Origin of the sequence: Alteromonas sp. McT4-15, assembly GCF_020515205.1 — a bacterium.
Lineage (GTDB): Bacteria > Pseudomonadota > Gammaproteobacteria > Enterobacterales > Alteromonadaceae > Alteromonas.
Genome location: NZ_JAJALG010000002.1, coordinates 159690 through 174920, shown reverse-complemented (window position 1 = coordinate 174920; position 15231 = coordinate 159690). Strand labels below are relative to the sequence as shown.

The window sequence follows — 15231 nt, the reverse complement described above, 5'->3', positions numbered from 1 at the left end:
AAAACGCCGCAATTGCGGCGTTTTTTGTTTTTTTAATTACTTACAGCTTGGTCTACTGCGAGTAGCTTGGTAATTCGCATAGGCATTTGGCATGTTTGCCTGCAAGTTTTCAATACGGGTCTGCGGTGCAGGGTGAGTCGACATAATTTCCATTGGTCTGTTACCACCACTTGCGGCATCCATATTTTGCCATAGGTTAACCGATTGTCTCGGGTCGAAGCCTGACTTGGCCATAAGGTCTAAACCGATGACATCAGCCTCTGATTCATGTGTACGACTGTAGGGAAGTTGAACCCCCACCTGAACACCTAATCCAATGGCTGCCATAATAGGCCCAGACTGAGATACTTCATTTGCTTCAAGCACTTGGCCAACTGCCTGCGTGCCTACATTAATAAGCGTTGATTGACTCATACGCTCATTCCCGTGTTGTGCAATGACATGCCCAACTTCATGACCGATGACGGCAGCAAGCTGGTGTTGATTTTCAGCCACGTTCAACAAGCCGGTGTAAACACCAATTTTTCCACCCGGCAGGGCAAAAGCATTAACCTGCTCGTCATCAAATACGACGACTTCCCATTGTCCATCAAAAACAGAAGCCGGTACTTGTGCCGTAATTGCGTTGGCGACACATTCAACGTATGAGTTTTGCACACGCTTGCTCGAGACTTTAAGCTCTTCTTTCATGCTGGTGAACGCTTGATCACCCATTTGAGCTAGCTGACTTTCTGAATAAAGCAGAACTTGATTACGTCCTGTAGGTGAAGTTGCACAACCTGAAAGTGCCATTGTTGCTGCAACGATTGCCGTAGCGGCGAGTTTCATTTTCATAATTAATCCTTTTCAACCTACCTTTATAACGTTTTGGGAGCGCAAAATGTTCAAAATTAGTAGGGCAAATCAACATGTTCACTGTCGCTATAGTACACGTAAAATGAATGTGGTGAATAGATTGCCGTAGTGATTGACATAAAGATGACAATAAAATGCAATTTGAGCAGGTTGAAAAGGCTTTAAAAACGGTTTTTCGATGCAGTGTCGTTAAGTTTTGGTTCATTTTACATGGCGTAATGTGATGGATGAAAACTATTTACCGGAACCGCTGCTATGTCTACTAACACTAGGCCCCCCCTAAAAACTCGCTTACAGGCTACATCTTCGCTGCTTTTGATCACGTTACTTGGTTGCCTATCAGGATGCACAGTAACGGGAGAAGTTCCAAATAGTGAGCGAAACCAATTTGTCACAATGTTTTACGCTACAGTAGCCGACGTTACACCAATTCGCTTCGAGTCTTATGCTGAGGAGGCCGCTGCTGTAGGTGCTGTAGAGGGAGCGCTCTACAATTTTGGCGATGACGATATGCTATTTTCAGCCCTTTTTGGTGCTGTATTCAGTGGAATAGCAGTTTCCATTATGGAAGGTGATTTGAATGGTCTAGAAGTTGGCTTACAGGCTGTTGATGGAGACTACGTTGTGGTTACTACCGAGCAGGATGACATCGAAGTGGGAGACTGTGTTAGTGTGAGAGTTGGGGGAGAAGTACAGCTTTACCACGTTCATCCCGATTACTGTAACCAGGCATTTTAGATTTTAAATAGTCACATTGCGCGCTAAATGACAATTGTATGACGGACTTTGCGCTGGTTTGACTTTGTCATTGAATGAGCCGATTGTGAATTGATTACTACACTCTGCATTACGGGGCTCGCCGTAGCTTTTTATACGTTTTGCCAAATTAATATTTGTGTCATAAACTGGTCCTAATTTATACATAGAAGTTAAATGATTTTTCTGGTGTACTGGTGTTTTAGACAATGATACTCGTTAGTGCTGGTAATATTGCTGGCATTGACAAGGTTTTTGTTCAAATACAGTAGACGTGCGACACAAATATAAAAAGGAAAGCAAATGGCAGTGCGTAATAAGTTTAAAGTAGGGTTACTCGCATTTTTAGTTTCAGCAGCACTTACAGGTTGTGGCCTAGATGGTGACGACGGTGCGCAAGGCGAAACTGGCGCTCAGGGCCCGCAGGGTGAGCAAGGTGAAGCTGGTGCTGATGGTTCGGATGGTACAGACGCCTCTATCGGCATTTCAATGGACATCGTGGGGCGCGCGTTTCTTGGTGATCAAGGTGCGGCTGAAATTGTTCAATACCACGCAGCGACTAATACCATCTACGCTACAAACGGCGCCACCAACACAATCGCGGTGATTCCAGCAGCTAGCGTGTCGACGGCTGTAATGCAGGACCCTATCAATACTACAACACTCACACCGACGACCATTAGCTTACCTGCTGATATTAATGGTGTTGCGCTTGGTGGCCTCACGAGCATTGCAATTAGTGGCGACCTTATGGCGGTTGCAGTGCCTGCAAGCGTTAAGACAGACAACGGTTATGTTTTATTCTACGAAGGGCTTGATAGCTCAGCGCCTGTTTTCCTTGATTCGGTTGAAGTAGGTGCTCTACCTGATATGGTGACCTTTACACCTGACGGTGGTAGAGCCTTAGTGGCAAACGAAGGTGAACCTTCAGATGATTACACCGTTGACCCTGTAGGCTCAGTAACTGTTATCAACATCCTAGCAAGTGGCGAGCCTGAAGAGTCAGGAACTACGGTTGGGTTTACCGCATTCAATGGCATGGAAGCAGAGCTGATGGCACAGGGAATGATGTTCCCGAACCCTGCTGGCCAAACGATAAATGGCACAACTATCACTACATCTGTTGCGCAAGATTTAGAGCCTGAATACATTACTACCACCAACGATGTAGCTTATGTTAGCTTGCAAGAAAATAATGGCTTAGCAGTAATTGACCTTGAAGATTTGACGGTTCAGGTTGTTGGCTTGGGCACGAAATCATGGGCTGGATTGAACATTGATATTCAAGAAGATGATTCGGTAAGCTTTGGACAATACACGGGTTTGTACGGCGTGTATCAGCCAGACACTATTGCCAACTTCACATGGAAAGATGCAACGTTCATCGTTACGGCTAACGAAGGTGACGCTCGCGAATATTTCTTCGCTGCAGCTGATGCGGCGGCATGTACTGCTGCTGGTGGCGTAGAATTCGATGCAGACGATGGCTGTTTAGCATATACCGATGAAGTAAAAGTGGAAGACTTAACCGCTGAAGCCAATTCTGAGTTAGCTATGTTGCAAGCAACAGGGGAAGCGGACGGCCTGCGTGTAACTACTGCCATGGGCGATGCTGATGGTAACGGCGAATACGACGCTGCTTATGCTTACGGCGCACGTTCATTCACTATATGGGATCAGAACGGCTTAGTGGTTTATGATTCTGGCGACGACTTCGAGCGAATTACCGCATCAGTTCACGGTGCACAGTTCAATAACGGTGACGACGAAAACGCGGGCGATTCTCGCTCTGAGAACAAAGGGCCAGAGCCTGAAGCGCTAACAGTAGGCCAAGTTGGCGATCGCACCTATGCCTTTATTGGTACTGAGCGTATGGGTGGCATTTTCGTGTATGACGTGACAAATCCGTATGATGTACAGTTTGCAGAATATGTGATTAACCGCGACCTAACAGATGGGTTAACAGCCGACAACGTTATCGGTGACTTGGCGCCAGAAAGCTTAGTGTTTGTAAGTGCTGATAATAGCCCAAGTGGTGTTCCGCTTCTTGTTGTTGGTAACGAAGTAAGCGGTACAGTCACGGTTTGGCAAATTAACCAACTGTAGTTGCTAGTCACGTTGGATTGAGCATGTACCAACGTTGATTTACAAAATACAAACGTAAAAAACGCCTCCAGCGGTCAAAGTTCTGACTTCTGGGGGCGTTTTTGTTTGGATCTAATTGGTGCATCTGGTGCGTTGTAATGGTTACAGCGTGCAGTGTTTGAGGTAAGCTATCCAACAAGAGTCTCGAACACACAAGTTCGAAATAGTAAAGGCAACACTGCACAATGGCGTAGACCGTTTTTCCTTAGTGCTTTTGTGAAGGCGTCGTTGCCCCGGTAAATGATTAATAGAGAATGCTTATGTCTCAACAAGTAGTTATTAGTGGTGTGGGTGTTTGGCATCCTAAAGAAAGTATAACTAACGAAGAGTTAGTCGCGAGTTACAATGCTTACGTCGATGCTTTCAACGAAAAGAACAAACAGCAAATTGAAGCTGGCGAAGTCACTGCCATGCCTTATTCTAGTGCAGAATTTATTGAAAAAGCCTCTGGCATAAAAAGTCGATATATTTATCAAAAAGAGGGTGCACTAGATATCGAAAGAATGAAGCCAAAAATCGCACCTCGTGAAGATGGTGAACTGTCTCACCAAGCAGAAATTGCGGTTGAAGCAGCAAAGCTAGCATTGGCCTCTGCAAACGTTCAAGCGCAGGATGTGGATGCCGTTATTGTGTCATGTGCCTATACACAGCGCGCGTACCCCGCTATTGCGATAGAAGTACAAGAAGCGCTAAATATTGAAGGGTTTGGTTTTGATATGTTAGTGGCGTGTTCTGCCGCTACTTTTGGTATGCACCGTGCGTATGAAATGCTTAGTGCGGGTAACGCTAAACGTGTTCTAGTGATTAATCCTGAGTTAGTCTCGCCACAAATTAACTATGCGGACCGCGATAGTCACTTCATTTTCGGTGATGTTGCTACAGCAACGGTTCTAGAATTAGCCGATACAGCGCAAAGCGAGCACGTGTATGATGTGTTAAGCACCAAAGCGCTGACTAAGTTTTCAAACAATATCCGCTCAAACTTTGGCTATATGACACGCGCTGAAGATGTAGATCCTTATGGCCCGGATAAGCTTTTCCATCAAGCTGGACGTAAGGTTTTCAAAGAAGTGTGTCCACTTGCAGCAGCGCATATTGAAGCACATTTAGCGAGTCACGACATTACGCCTGAAGGTGTGAAGCGTTGGTGGTTACACCAAGCTAATATCAATATGAATACCCTCATTTGTAAGCGACTACTAGGCCGTGATGCAACGCGGGAAGAAGCGCCTATCGTACTTGATGAGTTTGCCAATACTGCATCGGCAGGCTCAGTGATCGCATTTGGTCTACATCACGAAGATTTAACGTCAGGCGATATTGGTGTTCTATGTTCTTTCGGTGCAGGCTACTCAATAGGCTCTCTTGTCATCAAAAAACGATAGTACCTAGGTTGGCGAGGCTACGCCTCATGGAACATGCTACTTGGATGACACTGAGTAGCCCCCTTTACAATAATGACAACAAGGGTGGAGTTAACGGATGATTTCTGATGTAGGCTATGCGCTTAATAGCCTCGCTTATTTAGCATTATTGTTGCTGCTGTTAACGGTTAAAAAGCCGGGTGTAGCGAAGCATCTTCTGGTTTTGGCTTCAGCCGCAACATTTGTGTGGTCAACGAGTTTTATCACACTTTTGTTTGGGCCTATCTCACTCAGTGCGTTACTGAGTACCGATGTATTTAAACAGATTGCTTGGCTTCTCTTTCTTGCTGGCTGTATTCAGACAGACTTCAAAAGTTTTCTCGACGTTATAAAGCGGCCTGTCACGCTTATTATCATTGCACCTGCAATAGTAGCGCTTTTTGCACCGTATTTATTACCCATTAACCCGTCATGGAGCTTTCTAGCGTTAATCGTACTGTCTTTAGAAGTACTGCTATTGTTGGAAGTGGTTTATCGACAGGCGGGAAAAGAGCAGTGGGCGTTTAAACCACTGATCATTTATTTGGGGGCAACCAACCTTTTTGAGTTTGTCACCTACGCCAATGCCACCATGGTCAACCAAGTTGAAGTGGGCTATATCGCAGCTCGCGGATACATCTACTTCTTACTAATGCCATTGTTGGTTATTTCTATTCGCCGAATACACCATTGGGGAATAGACATATTCATCTCTCGAGATGTAGTACTTCACAGTTCATTGTTGCTAGTAGCGGGTGGTTACCTGTTTGTTATGGCCATTGTGGGGTACGCGGTTAACTATTGGGGAGGAAGTTGGGGCGCAACAGTTCAGATCATTCTTGTTGTTATGTCTTTCGCTTTGCTCGCAACCGTATTCTTGTCAAACGGCTTTCGTACCAAAATTAAGGTGTTTATCACTAAACACTTTTTTGCAAATCAGTTCGACTATCGCGTTGAGTGGGTAAAGCTAACAAAATGGCTTACCCATGCTGGAGAGCATTCTTCAGATGTGTATTACGCAGGCCTGACAGGGATGCTTAACGCTATCCAGTATGAGTCCGGGCTGCTTTACAAAATGACGAATAGCGGCATTGAATGTATTGCGAAAGCCACAACAGACAATAAAGACGTTTCTAAGGACGCCGAAGTTATACTTAGCACCTTGGCTGACTACACCAAACACAATGGATGGGTTGTAGACACAGAAGCTTACTTGGTAAAGCCTTTTGATTATAACGGACTTAAGCTCGATCGCGATGTATTAAAAGCCTGGGATTACCAGTTATTTGTGCCCTTGATGAAAGATGGTGGGCTGTGGGGCTTTGCGATATTGGCGGCAGGTGATAAAGAAAAGGTTAGCCTTAATTGGGAAGTGAAAGACTATCTCAATGCAGTATCTGAGCAAGTGGGAACTTACATGCAGCACCACGAAGCAGCTCAAGTTGTCGCTGAAAACGCGCAGTTTGCCGCCTTCAATCGCATGTCAGCGTTTGTACTACACGATTTAAAAAATGTGCTTGCTCAGGTGGACTTGATTCTCGCCAATGCCCAGCAACACAAGCACAATCCAGAATTTATCGACGATACGTTTGAAACCCTTGAGCATACGAAAGCGAGAATGGAAAAAATGCTCAAACAGTTAACCGACAAAAAAGCCATGGACGAAGGTGTTAATTCTGAGTTTCTGCTTTCTGAAATAGCTAACGAGGTTGTCTCACATCGTTGTTCTGGCCTAAGTCCTATTCCATCAGTGCATGTTGCCGCTGAGCAATCCGTCATTGTTGATAGGGAAAAAGTAGCCAATGTGCTTTATCATTTAATAAGCAATGCGCAACAGGCCACACCTGACGATGGGGTTGTGGATGTTATTGTTAGCCTAGACAACGATAACAATGCTCAACTTGTTATGATAGAAGACAGTGGCACTGGCATGGACAAACAGTTTATTGAAGAGCGCTTATTTAAGCCTTTTGATACCACAAAAGGCAACGCGGGAATGGGCATTGGTGCGTATGATGCAAAAACATATATTGAGTCTATTGGCGGTAAACTTACGGTGTTGAGTGAGCCGGGGCGCGGAAGTTGTTTTACCCTCTACTTTCCGCTGAGTTAAATAGTATGAGCTCGCGTTTAGCATTAGCGCTATACAATAGATGAAGTTAATTAATAGGACAATAAGAAGATGACTGATACCGTTTTGGTAGTTGACGATGATTTAGGTATCCAGAAGCAATTAAAGTGGAGCCTGACCGATTACAACGTTGTTTTTGCTGATGATCATACTTCTGCTATAGCGCAGTTACGTCGATTTGAACCTAAGGTCGTTACTTTGGACTTAGGTTTACCTCCTGATCCTGCTAATGCGTCAGAGGGGTTGCGTATACTGCAAGATATTATATCGCTAGCACCTCGTACAAAAGTCATTGTGGTGACCGGAAATAACGATAAACAAAACGCGTTAAAAGCAATTGATTTCGGTGCCTACGATTTCTATCAAAAACCTATCGATTCTGACACCATAAAGCTGCTCGTAAATCGCGCATTGAATCTTGCGAAGCTTGAACACGAAAATAATATTCTTGCTCGCACCCGTACGGGCATGTCGCGTATTGTGGGAAATAGCGAGGCAATACAAAAAGTTGTACGTCGCGCTGAGAAAATTGCTAACACCGATATCAGTACGTTATTACAAGGTGAAAGTGGTACAGGTAAAGAAGTGTTTGCACGCAGTATTCACGAGCATAGCCCGAGAAAAGACAAACCTTTTGTGGCGATTAACTGTGCTTCGATACCTGAAAACTTGCTAGAGAGTGAGCTTTTTGGTTACGAGAAGGGCGCGTTTACCGGCGCAAACAAAACAACGTTGGGTAAAATTGAAACTGCGCAGGGCGGTACTCTTTTTCTTGATGAAATTGGTGATATGCCTATAGGGCTGCAAGCGAAAATGTTGCGATTCCTTCAAGAGCGCGTTATTGAGCGCGTTGGTGGAAGAAACGAAATTCCTGTAGATATTCGCGTAATATGTGCGACCCACCGCGATTTACAAGCTATGGTCGCAGAAGAAACATTCAGAGAAGATTTGTATTACCGCGTGGGTGAAATGCCTATTATGATCCCACCATTACGTGAGCGAGACCAAGATATCATCTTACTTGCACGCACGTTCCTAAATATCTATCGCGAAGAGTTTAAGGCAAAAGCTAAGAGCTTTTCTGAGTCAGCGGTGAATGCAATGCTTGCGCACAAGTGGCCAGGTAACATTCGCGAAATGCAAAATAAGCTTAAATCTGCGGTAATTATGGCTGAGGGCAGTGTGATCCAACCTGATGACTTGGGTCTTATGCCAGTCGATGCACAAGATGACCCAGAGACGCTGAATTTGCGCGAAGTACGTGAAATTGCAGAAAGTCGAGCGATTCGCAGAGCATATCAAAAGGCCGAGCAAAACATGTCTAAAACTGCAGAGCTACTCGGTGTAACAAGACCTACTTTGTATTCACTGATTGATAAATATCACATGGAAGATATTAAAAGCAGTGATTAAAGCAACACCTTTTGTTATTTAGCGTCACCCGTTGGCGCTAAATAACAAACTGACGATGGGGCGCTTGCAACACATCGTGTCCGTTAAAGGCTACTTCCACACTGATATTCGCCTTTTTATCTTCAACAAACATCAGTTGCCCGCACACATTGCATACGTGATGAGTTTCACCACTAGCGACATGCAGCTTGGCTAGTGCTGAGGGAGCACAGTCTACCACAAGCTTATCTTTACTCACTTCGAGCTGCAACGCTTGGCAATCGGAGTTCGCGATGCTTTCTTTATCTGCATCGTGTTCGTCAAGATGGTCAATTTCAAACTGAACTGCTTGGCAATGACAACTACCTTTATACATTTTTACTACTCCTCAATGTGTTCTGGCCAAGTGATGCTAGCAACGTTGTTAAACGAAGTAGCAATTCTTGAGCTCGAAAAATTGAATTTATGATCAAGTGGTGTCGGGTTTTCTCGCGGCTCTTCATACGTTTCTATAACGCCAACCCAACCATTTCTGCCAGACAGTTTAGTAGCATAGAGTGCGTAATCAATCACCGCAAAAGTGCGTTCCCAAGCGGCATCGAAACTCTCCATTTTTTCGGGAGGAAGAATAGAGAAACCAATGCTACATGTAAGATTAATAGGCGAAGGCCCATCAATATCAAACGGGGTGTTCGCCACCATTTCACGGCAGCGCTCTGCGAGAATGGGCAGTTCTTCGCGATTAGAATGACGACAGACAACAAGGAACTCTTCACCACCCCAACGAATTATTAGGTCAGTTTGACGAAATACTTCTTTTAGTGTGCGAGAAAACGCTGCTAGTACTTTATCGCCGGCAATATGGCCATAGTCATCGTTAATCCGCTTGAAGTGATCAATGTCGATCAGCAAGCACAATAGATCTTGCTTTTTAGACTCTGACTCAGTGAGCTGGGTTGCTGAGAATTGGCTGCGCCTTATTTCTCCCGGTAACTGAGACTCTAAATAGTGACGATTATAAAGCCCCGTTAATGGGTCTCGAAGGCTCACCTCTTCAAGTGTTTTGTACGCTCGCTCTAGCTCGTCATTTTTTTCTTGTAGTGTTAATGTTTGCTGACGGACTTCACGTCTTAAGAAAATGGTTTGTTGGCGCTGCTTGAAGCGACTCCATACTAGAAACATCATCAACAACCCTGCTAACGAGATGCTCCATATCAGAGTTGTTCTCAAATTTTCTCGTTCAGCTTGAGCCAGTGCTAACTGTTTAGACTCGGTAAGCTTCTCAAGCGTTCTTGATTGCCTCACAAGTTCTATCTCAGCTTGTAGGCCTTCTATGGCTGTTTTGTTTTGCGAGTCTAAAAGGGCTTCACGCAACTGCTGAATAACTGACTGAATATCAAGGGCTTTCTTGAACTCTCCCATTGATACATAGGCACTCAGTTGCAAGGACAAAAAGCTGAGTTGCCCCCTGAGATCTTTGCTCTTTCTAGCGGTCACCGTGCCTGTTCGGGCATGAATTAGGGCGTTTTCGAAATTTTGTTCTTTTAAATAAGCTTGAGCTAAGGCTAGTCGGCCTTCTTTGACTAATTTTGCTTGTCCTGAAGAGTCAGCGAAACTCATGGCCTCTTGAAGTAGTCCTCGACCTTTGGCGATATCACCGACTTCAACAAGCGCTTGCCCCATAACAATTTTCGCTTCCGCTATAGCGCCAACATCATTAACGGCTAAAAGTAAGTCTAAACCACTCGCAATCGAGTTAACGGCGTCGTTGCTAAGGCCGCTTTTTAGTTGAAGAGCGCCAATTCTTGTCTTGGTAATGCCAAGAATACGTTTATCTTGCAACCCTTGGTTGGCAGTATCGTATGCATCTTGATAGTAGGTTTGCGCCATAGAAGCTTGGTTTAGCAAGCTGTAAATATCACCTATCCGCAATAAACACACACTCGTTTGCGTTGTGTCATTGGCTTCACGAAAATATTGAAGCGCTTCTTTTAATGGCTCAAGTGCAGCTTCTACTTCGCCTTGTTCTTGTTGGATTATGCCTAGCTCTAAGTTGAGTTGTGCTTTAAGTGCGCTATTACGCTCTATTTGTGCAATAGACATGGCGCGGCGAATGTAAGATGTTGCAGATGTATAGTTTGAAAGCTGTCTTTCAGCAGTGGCAAGGTATAAGAGGCTTATTGCCATATTGCCCAATTCACCTTGTAGGGTGTATTGCGCTAACGCTGCGTTGAATATGGCCTTTGAAACTTCAAAGCGAGAAGCCTTTTGCATAACCTTACCGAGGTCGAGAATATTTTGCGTTGGAAGGCTATTTTGTTGCAGAGCTTGCTCGAGTATAAGTAACGCTTTGCTATCCGCGTCATCATATCGCTTAGCGGCAATAAGGTTTTCAATCACTGCAGTTTGAGGAGGCGCGCCCTCGAGCGCTAGCGCTTGGGAAGGAATTAGCGATAACGAAGCAACTAAGAGCCCTATAAGTGCAAAACCAGCACTTATTCCTTTACTGCCCATCAGTTCCCATCTCCTTAATGGCGTCTTAGGTCACTAAGACCGCACTGTCGCAATGTTATCAAAGGTTACTCGCATGATAACGATTATCGTTTAATTGTGAAGAGAATTAGGAAGATTACAGGTATATTATTTTATACTTTAGTCTAACGGTTTAGACGCTCTTGAATGATAGGTGGAGGGCGCTAGCCCTCTCCATAGCGCTATAAAAGGAGGACAATGAAACCTCAACGGCGTTTATAGCTTTCTTGGATCCACTGTCTGATAAGTGCAGAGCGAGAGGAGCCTGTCTCATCAGATAGAACGGTTAGTTTATCGATGCACTCCGGCGTTAACGTAAACGTAGCATGGCGCATGCCTTTGGCCTGCTTTGGCTTACGAAGCGGTACCACACGGTTATCTAACTCGCTTATTTGACTATTAGCGTTATCAGGAACTGTACTGATACTGTCATGCTTACCCTGCGCATAAAGAATGGCGTCGTCTATAAATGCTTCAACGCTACGAAGCGCTGGTTTAGCTAAAGGCTTCGACTTTTTGAGGTTGAGCAAACTCATACGCGTCCTCCTCTTTACCCGCCAGCAGCTCTTCAAATAACGTTCTGATTTCAGCAGCCGCTTTACCTTCCGGTTCACTTTCAATCACAGATTTACCCGACTCTTCAGAGTCATCGTACATATTTCGGCTGAATGTCACAGCGTTAAGTACAGGAATACCAAACGAGCGACACACTTCTTTTGCTTCTAAAATGCGATTGGCTAAACTGGGTAGCGAAGGGCATTGGGTAATAACAAAAGCGGCGTTCATTTTTGGGTTAACCATCTTACAAGTAGATAGGATATCTTCCATGTGAGGCACTGTTTTGAGATCACGACGCTTAGGACGTAGTGGAATAAGTATGTGGTCGGCAACCGCCATTGAAGATCGTAATGCAAGGTTGTCTTGCCCACCGCAATCAATTACCACGTAATCATAATATTGGCGAAGGCTTAGCAGCTCATTTCGGATTTTACCGTAAAGCTGCACGCAATTTATTTCAGCTAGACGGGGGTCTGCTTTACGCTCTTGGATCCAATCAGATGTGGTTCGCTGAGGATCACAATCAACCATTAGCACCTTCGCACCTTTTTCTGTGCGTAAATACACGGCAATATTTTGTGCAAGGCAGCTTTTGCCACTTCCACCTTTCTCACCACCAACCAAAATAATCATGGCGTAAACCCTCAACGTTACTATCTATACTGATACTACTGGCGCGATCAAGCGAAACAGATCGAGACGTAGTCTTGTTAATTAAAAATCATAGACAGAGGCGCTTGAGAATACAGCATCAAAATCAATATTAACGAATGTAAGCCAATACCTATTGATTTGTGTATGGGGACAATCTAGTCTTTGAAATTATCACCCTAACCGAACAAGAGGTTGTTATGTCAGAAGCGCGTTTTACTTCTAAAGAAGGTCAGAAAGTCCCTAGTGTTTCGTTTCCATGCCGTGACGGCGAAAGCTGGGTTACCAAAACGACAGATGAAATATTCTCAGGCAGAAATGTAGTTGTTTTCTCGCTGCCAGGTGCATTTACACCGACGTGCTCATCTACTCATTTACCTCGTTATAACGCCTTAGCGAAAAAATTCGCAAAGCACGGTATCGACGAAATTGTGTGTGTATCGGTAAACGATACCTTTGTCATGAATGCATGGGCCGCTGATCAGGAAGCCAATTACATCACTGTTATACCTGATGGTAACGGTGAATTTACTGACGGTATGGGTATGTTAGTTGATAAGGCTGAACTTGGTTTTGGCAAGCGCAGCTGGCGTTATTCTATGCTTGTGAGAGATGGCGTGGTTGAAAAAATGTTTATCGAGCCAGATGTGCCAGGTGATCCTTTTGAGGTATCTGATGCAGACACAATGCTGGCCTATATTGCGCCTGAAGAAGAGTCTAAAGCACCTGTTTCTATTATCACCAAACCTGGATGTCCTTTCTGTGCTAAAGCGAAAACGCTTTTAGATGAAAAAGGGTATGAGTATGAAGAAATCGTGCTGGGTAAAGATGCCACGCTAACGAGCTTAACGGCAATTAGTGGTCGTGAAACGGTGCCGCAAGTCTTTATTGGTGGTAAGCATATTGGTGGCTCTGACGACTTAGAAGCCTATTTTGCCTAGGCTGTTGCCTATCTTCTTAGCAACACCTTAGCTCGAAAATTTGCGGGAGCATGCTATCATGCTCCCGTTTTTTATTTCCGTTCGGAGAATAGTTAGTGACACGTAATTTTGCTGCACAATGCTTATTGGGTTTGGCCTCTGTTTTTATTGCTAGTTCAGTGTTTGCGCAAACGTCAGCGAGTTCGCAAAGCAATGCGAGTTTTAAGGCGCTTTATGAAACCGAGTGGGGCAGCACCCAGCCATGCCGAGAAACTGCACTGAATAGATTTAGTGTATGTAGCAACGTGTTACGCAATGAAGGCAATGCACCGTTTATTTTAAATAACCCTACAAGCAACAAAGTTGCTGTACTTGTGCACGGCTTAAGTGATTCTCCGTTTTTTATGCGCGAGATAGCTGAGATTTTATTTAGCGAAGGTTTTAGTGTTGTTGTGCCATTGTTGCCGGGGCATGGAAAACGCGATGCCAATGATGATATGTCAGATTGGGATTTAGCCGAGCGTTGGCAGTCCCATGTCGACGACGTTATGAGTTTAGCTGACAGCATGGGAGATACCTTGCTGGTAGGTGGATTTTCTACGGGAGGCGCGTTGGCGGTAGAGCACTACTTAGATAATGGTCAAAATATTGATGGCTTAATGCTATTTTCAGGCGCGTTGGCATTGTCTGACAACGCTGAAGGTATGTCGCGCATTTGGGGCATTAAACTATTAGCCAAAATTATTGATGGCGATTACGAAACACATGGCCCAAATCCGTATAAGTATCCTAATGTAGCGGGCTTTGCAGGTCTTGAGTTAATGGACCTTATTAATACAATTAGAGACAAGTTAGACGACGGGCAGCAAGTAGAAGTACCGCTATTTGCAGCGCATTCGCAAGCAGATGCGACCACGCCAATTCGCGGGGTTGAAAGTTTGATGGAGCTGAGCAAAGGGCCGAATTCATTTTTTGTTATTGATGAGTCCTATGCGCTGTGTCATGCAGATGTTGTGGTAAATGACACGTTATTACGCCAAATGCAATTCAATAAAACGATGGTCAACCAGCAAGAAGCGTGTGCAGTACCTCAAGCAAACCCGCTGTTTTCCACCATGGAATTGATGTTGCGACAGTACATAAAGCAGTTCACGAAGTAGAGATGTATTTACTGTGTGCTTGCTTAGCGCTATGCTATTAGCATGAGTATGAATATGAGTCATTGCCGAAGTGGTGACAACGCAAGTCACGGTAACCTGCTAAGAAGACGCGGGTCGCATAAACTCGCGTTGATATTAGCTATGCTTTTGGCGCTGGTGTTGCAAGGTATGTCGCAAGTAAATGCCATGTCTTTTGTCCATAGTCATTCTCAAATGCAATCAGGCAGCGGACAAGCACCAGTTGTTAACATCGCTAAAAATATGTCATCAGAGATGACCAAAATAAAGTGTGCTCATCATCAAACTGACCAAAACCAAGTAGGGATGCAATAGGCTGTAAAAGAGCCTATACAAGAGCCATCACTCATGATGGAATGCTGTGGTGATGACTGCAAATGCAGCACTGAGCAGTGTTTCAACACCACAGGACTAGCCCTAGTCCATCCGCTTATTCAACCGAGTGTTACTATTGCGCGTACCACCGCACAAGACCAGCTAAAAGGTCTTTGTTCTCGCATATCTTTCAAGCAATACCGCCCACCAAAATCACGCCTAACAGTCTAGATCTGCCTTGTTTTTGTTGTAAGGGACTGCCCTTCAACGAAAGCAATGCTTATTGGGTTGTTAGAATATAAAGCGCAATTCTTACAGTGCTACCGGAGCATATAAAAAGCTGAATGCTCTTTCTACTTACCTTCTAACAATCACATTTAAAAACGCAAGTCGTT

13 protein-coding genes are annotated in these 15231 nt (G+C 44.5%); 8 read left to right on the top strand and 5 right to left on the bottom strand.

The window, feature by feature from the left end:
• Window positions 1-36: 36 nt before the first annotated feature.
• The gene (locus tag LHL20_RS02580; protein WP_226432140.1) at window positions 37-834 is read right to left on the bottom strand and encodes a M48 family metallopeptidase; all 798 of its coding nucleotides are present in this window, start codon (window positions 832-834) and stop codon (window positions 37-39) included.
• A gap of 276 nt (window positions 835-1110) precedes the next feature.
• Here LHL20_RS02580 and LHL20_RS02575 point away from each other — a divergent pair, with 276 nt between their 5' ends.
• From LHL20_RS02575 to prsR, 5 genes are all read left to right on the top strand, one after another.
• A complete protein-coding gene (locus tag LHL20_RS02575) occupies window positions 1111-1593 on the top strand; it encodes a hypothetical protein (RefSeq protein WP_226432139.1) in 483 nt (160 codons plus the stop codon).
• A 321-nt stretch (window positions 1594-1914) separates the two neighbouring features.
• Window positions 1915-3717, top strand: a complete 1803-nt coding sequence (locus tag LHL20_RS02570) for a choice-of-anchor I family protein (protein ID WP_226432138.1) — start codon at window positions 1915-1917, stop codon at window positions 3715-3717.
• A 299-nt stretch (window positions 3718-4016) separates the two neighbouring features.
• On the top strand, window positions 4017-5141 hold the full coding sequence (locus LHL20_RS02565) for a beta-ketoacyl-ACP synthase III (RefSeq protein ID WP_226432137.1): 1125 nt from the start codon (window positions 4017-4019) through the stop codon (window positions 5139-5141).
• Between the two features lie 97 nt (window positions 5142-5238).
• Window positions 5239-7272, top strand: a complete 2034-nt coding sequence (gene prsK / locus LHL20_RS02560) for an XrtA/PEP-CTERM system histidine kinase PrsK (RefSeq protein ID WP_226432136.1) — start codon at window positions 5239-5241, stop codon at window positions 7270-7272.
• Window positions 7273-7341: 69 nt separating this feature from the next.
• Window positions 7342-8703, top strand: a complete 1362-nt coding sequence (gene prsR, locus LHL20_RS02555; protein ID WP_159626784.1) for a PEP-CTERM-box response regulator transcription factor — start codon at window positions 7342-7344, stop codon at window positions 8701-8703.
• 37 nt (window positions 8704-8740) lie between these two features.
• Here the strand turns inward: prsR and LHL20_RS02550 are convergent, their stop codons facing one another.
• From LHL20_RS02550 to LHL20_RS02535, 4 genes are all read right to left on the bottom strand, one after another.
• Window positions 8741-9058: a GFA family protein gene (locus LHL20_RS02550; RefSeq protein ID WP_159626786.1), complete on the bottom strand. Its 318-nt coding sequence runs from the start codon at window positions 9056-9058 to the stop codon at window positions 8741-8743.
• A 5-nt stretch (window positions 9059-9063) separates the two neighbouring features.
• A complete protein-coding gene (locus LHL20_RS02545) occupies window positions 9064-11196 on the bottom strand; it encodes a tetratricopeptide repeat-containing diguanylate cyclase (protein WP_226432135.1) in 2133 nt (710 codons plus the stop codon).
• A gap of 224 nt (window positions 11197-11420) precedes the next feature.
• Window positions 11421-11750 carry a ribbon-helix-helix protein, CopG family gene (locus LHL20_RS02540; RefSeq protein WP_226432134.1) on the bottom strand — a complete coding sequence of 110 codons (330 nt, stop codon included), beginning with the start codon at window positions 11748-11750 and terminating at the stop codon, window positions 11421-11423.
• A complete protein-coding gene (locus LHL20_RS02535) occupies window positions 11710-12405 on the bottom strand; it encodes an AAA family ATPase (protein ID WP_159626792.1) in 696 nt (231 codons plus the stop codon). Before LHL20_RS02535 ends, LHL20_RS02540 begins: the two co-directional genes overlap by 41 nt.
• Before the next feature lie 218 nt (window positions 12406-12623).
• Between LHL20_RS02535 and LHL20_RS02530 the strand changes: the two genes are divergently transcribed.
• The 3 genes from LHL20_RS02530 to LHL20_RS02520 all read left to right on the top strand — a co-directional run bounded on the left by LHL20_RS02530 (window position 12624) and on the right by LHL20_RS02520 (window position 14836).
• Window positions 12624-13364 (top strand): glutathione peroxidase, encoded by a 741-nt coding sequence (locus LHL20_RS02530; protein WP_226432133.1) that lies wholly within the window; start codon window positions 12624-12626, stop codon window positions 13362-13364.
• Window positions 13365-13510: 146 nt separating this feature from the next.
• Window positions 13511-14503 carry an alpha/beta hydrolase gene (locus LHL20_RS02525; RefSeq protein WP_226432240.1) on the top strand — a complete coding sequence of 331 codons (993 nt, stop codon included), beginning with the start codon at window positions 13511-13513 and terminating at the stop codon, window positions 14501-14503.
• Window positions 14504-14557: 54 nt separating this feature from the next.
• Window positions 14558-14836, top strand: coding sequence for a hypothetical protein (locus tag LHL20_RS02520; RefSeq protein ID WP_226432132.1), 279 nt, complete (start codon window positions 14558-14560; stop codon window positions 14834-14836).
• The last annotated feature ends 395 nt before the right edge of the window (window positions 14837-15231 follow it).

What these genes read in the sequence shown, in the direction of transcription:
- LHL20_RS02530 (WP_226432133.1), top strand. Translation starts at nt 12,624, where the DNA reads ATGTCAGAAGCGCGTTTTACTTCTAAAGAAGGTCAGAAAGTCCCTAGT.
- LHL20_RS02540 (WP_226432134.1), bottom strand. Translation starts at nt 11,750, where the DNA reads ATGAGTTTGCTCAACCTCAAAAAGTCGAAGCCTTTAGCTAAACCAGCG.
- LHL20_RS02550 (WP_159626786.1), bottom strand. Translation starts at nt 9,058, where the DNA reads ATGTATAAAGGTAGTTGTCATTGCCAAGCAGTTCAGTTTGAAATTGAC.
- LHL20_RS02570 (WP_226432138.1), top strand. Translation starts at nt 1,915, where the DNA reads ATGGCAGTGCGTAATAAGTTTAAAGTAGGGTTACTCGCATTTTTAGTT.
- LHL20_RS02565 (WP_226432137.1), top strand. Translation starts at nt 4,017, where the DNA reads ATGTCTCAACAAGTAGTTATTAGTGGTGTGGGTGTTTGGCATCCTAAA.
- LHL20_RS02535 (WP_159626792.1), bottom strand. Translation starts at nt 12,405, where the DNA reads ATGATTATTTTGGTTGGTGGTGAGAAAGGTGGAAGTGGCAAAAGCTGC.
- LHL20_RS02545 (WP_226432135.1), bottom strand. Translation starts at nt 11,196, where the DNA reads ATGGGCAGTAAAGGAATAAGTGCTGGTTTTGCACTTATAGGGCTCTTA.
- prsK (WP_226432136.1), top strand. Translation starts at nt 5,239, where the DNA reads ATGATTTCTGATGTAGGCTATGCGCTTAATAGCCTCGCTTATTTAGCA.
- LHL20_RS02520 (WP_226432132.1), top strand. Translation starts at nt 14,558, where the DNA reads ATGAGTCATTGCCGAAGTGGTGACAACGCAAGTCACGGTAACCTGCTA.
- prsR (WP_159626784.1), top strand. Translation starts at nt 7,342, where the DNA reads ATGACTGATACCGTTTTGGTAGTTGACGATGATTTAGGTATCCAGAAG.
- LHL20_RS02575 (WP_226432139.1), top strand. Translation starts at nt 1,111, where the DNA reads ATGTCTACTAACACTAGGCCCCCCCTAAAAACTCGCTTACAGGCTACA.
- LHL20_RS02580 (WP_226432140.1), bottom strand. Translation starts at nt 834, where the DNA reads ATGAAAATGAAACTCGCCGCTACGGCAATCGTTGCAGCAACAATGGCA.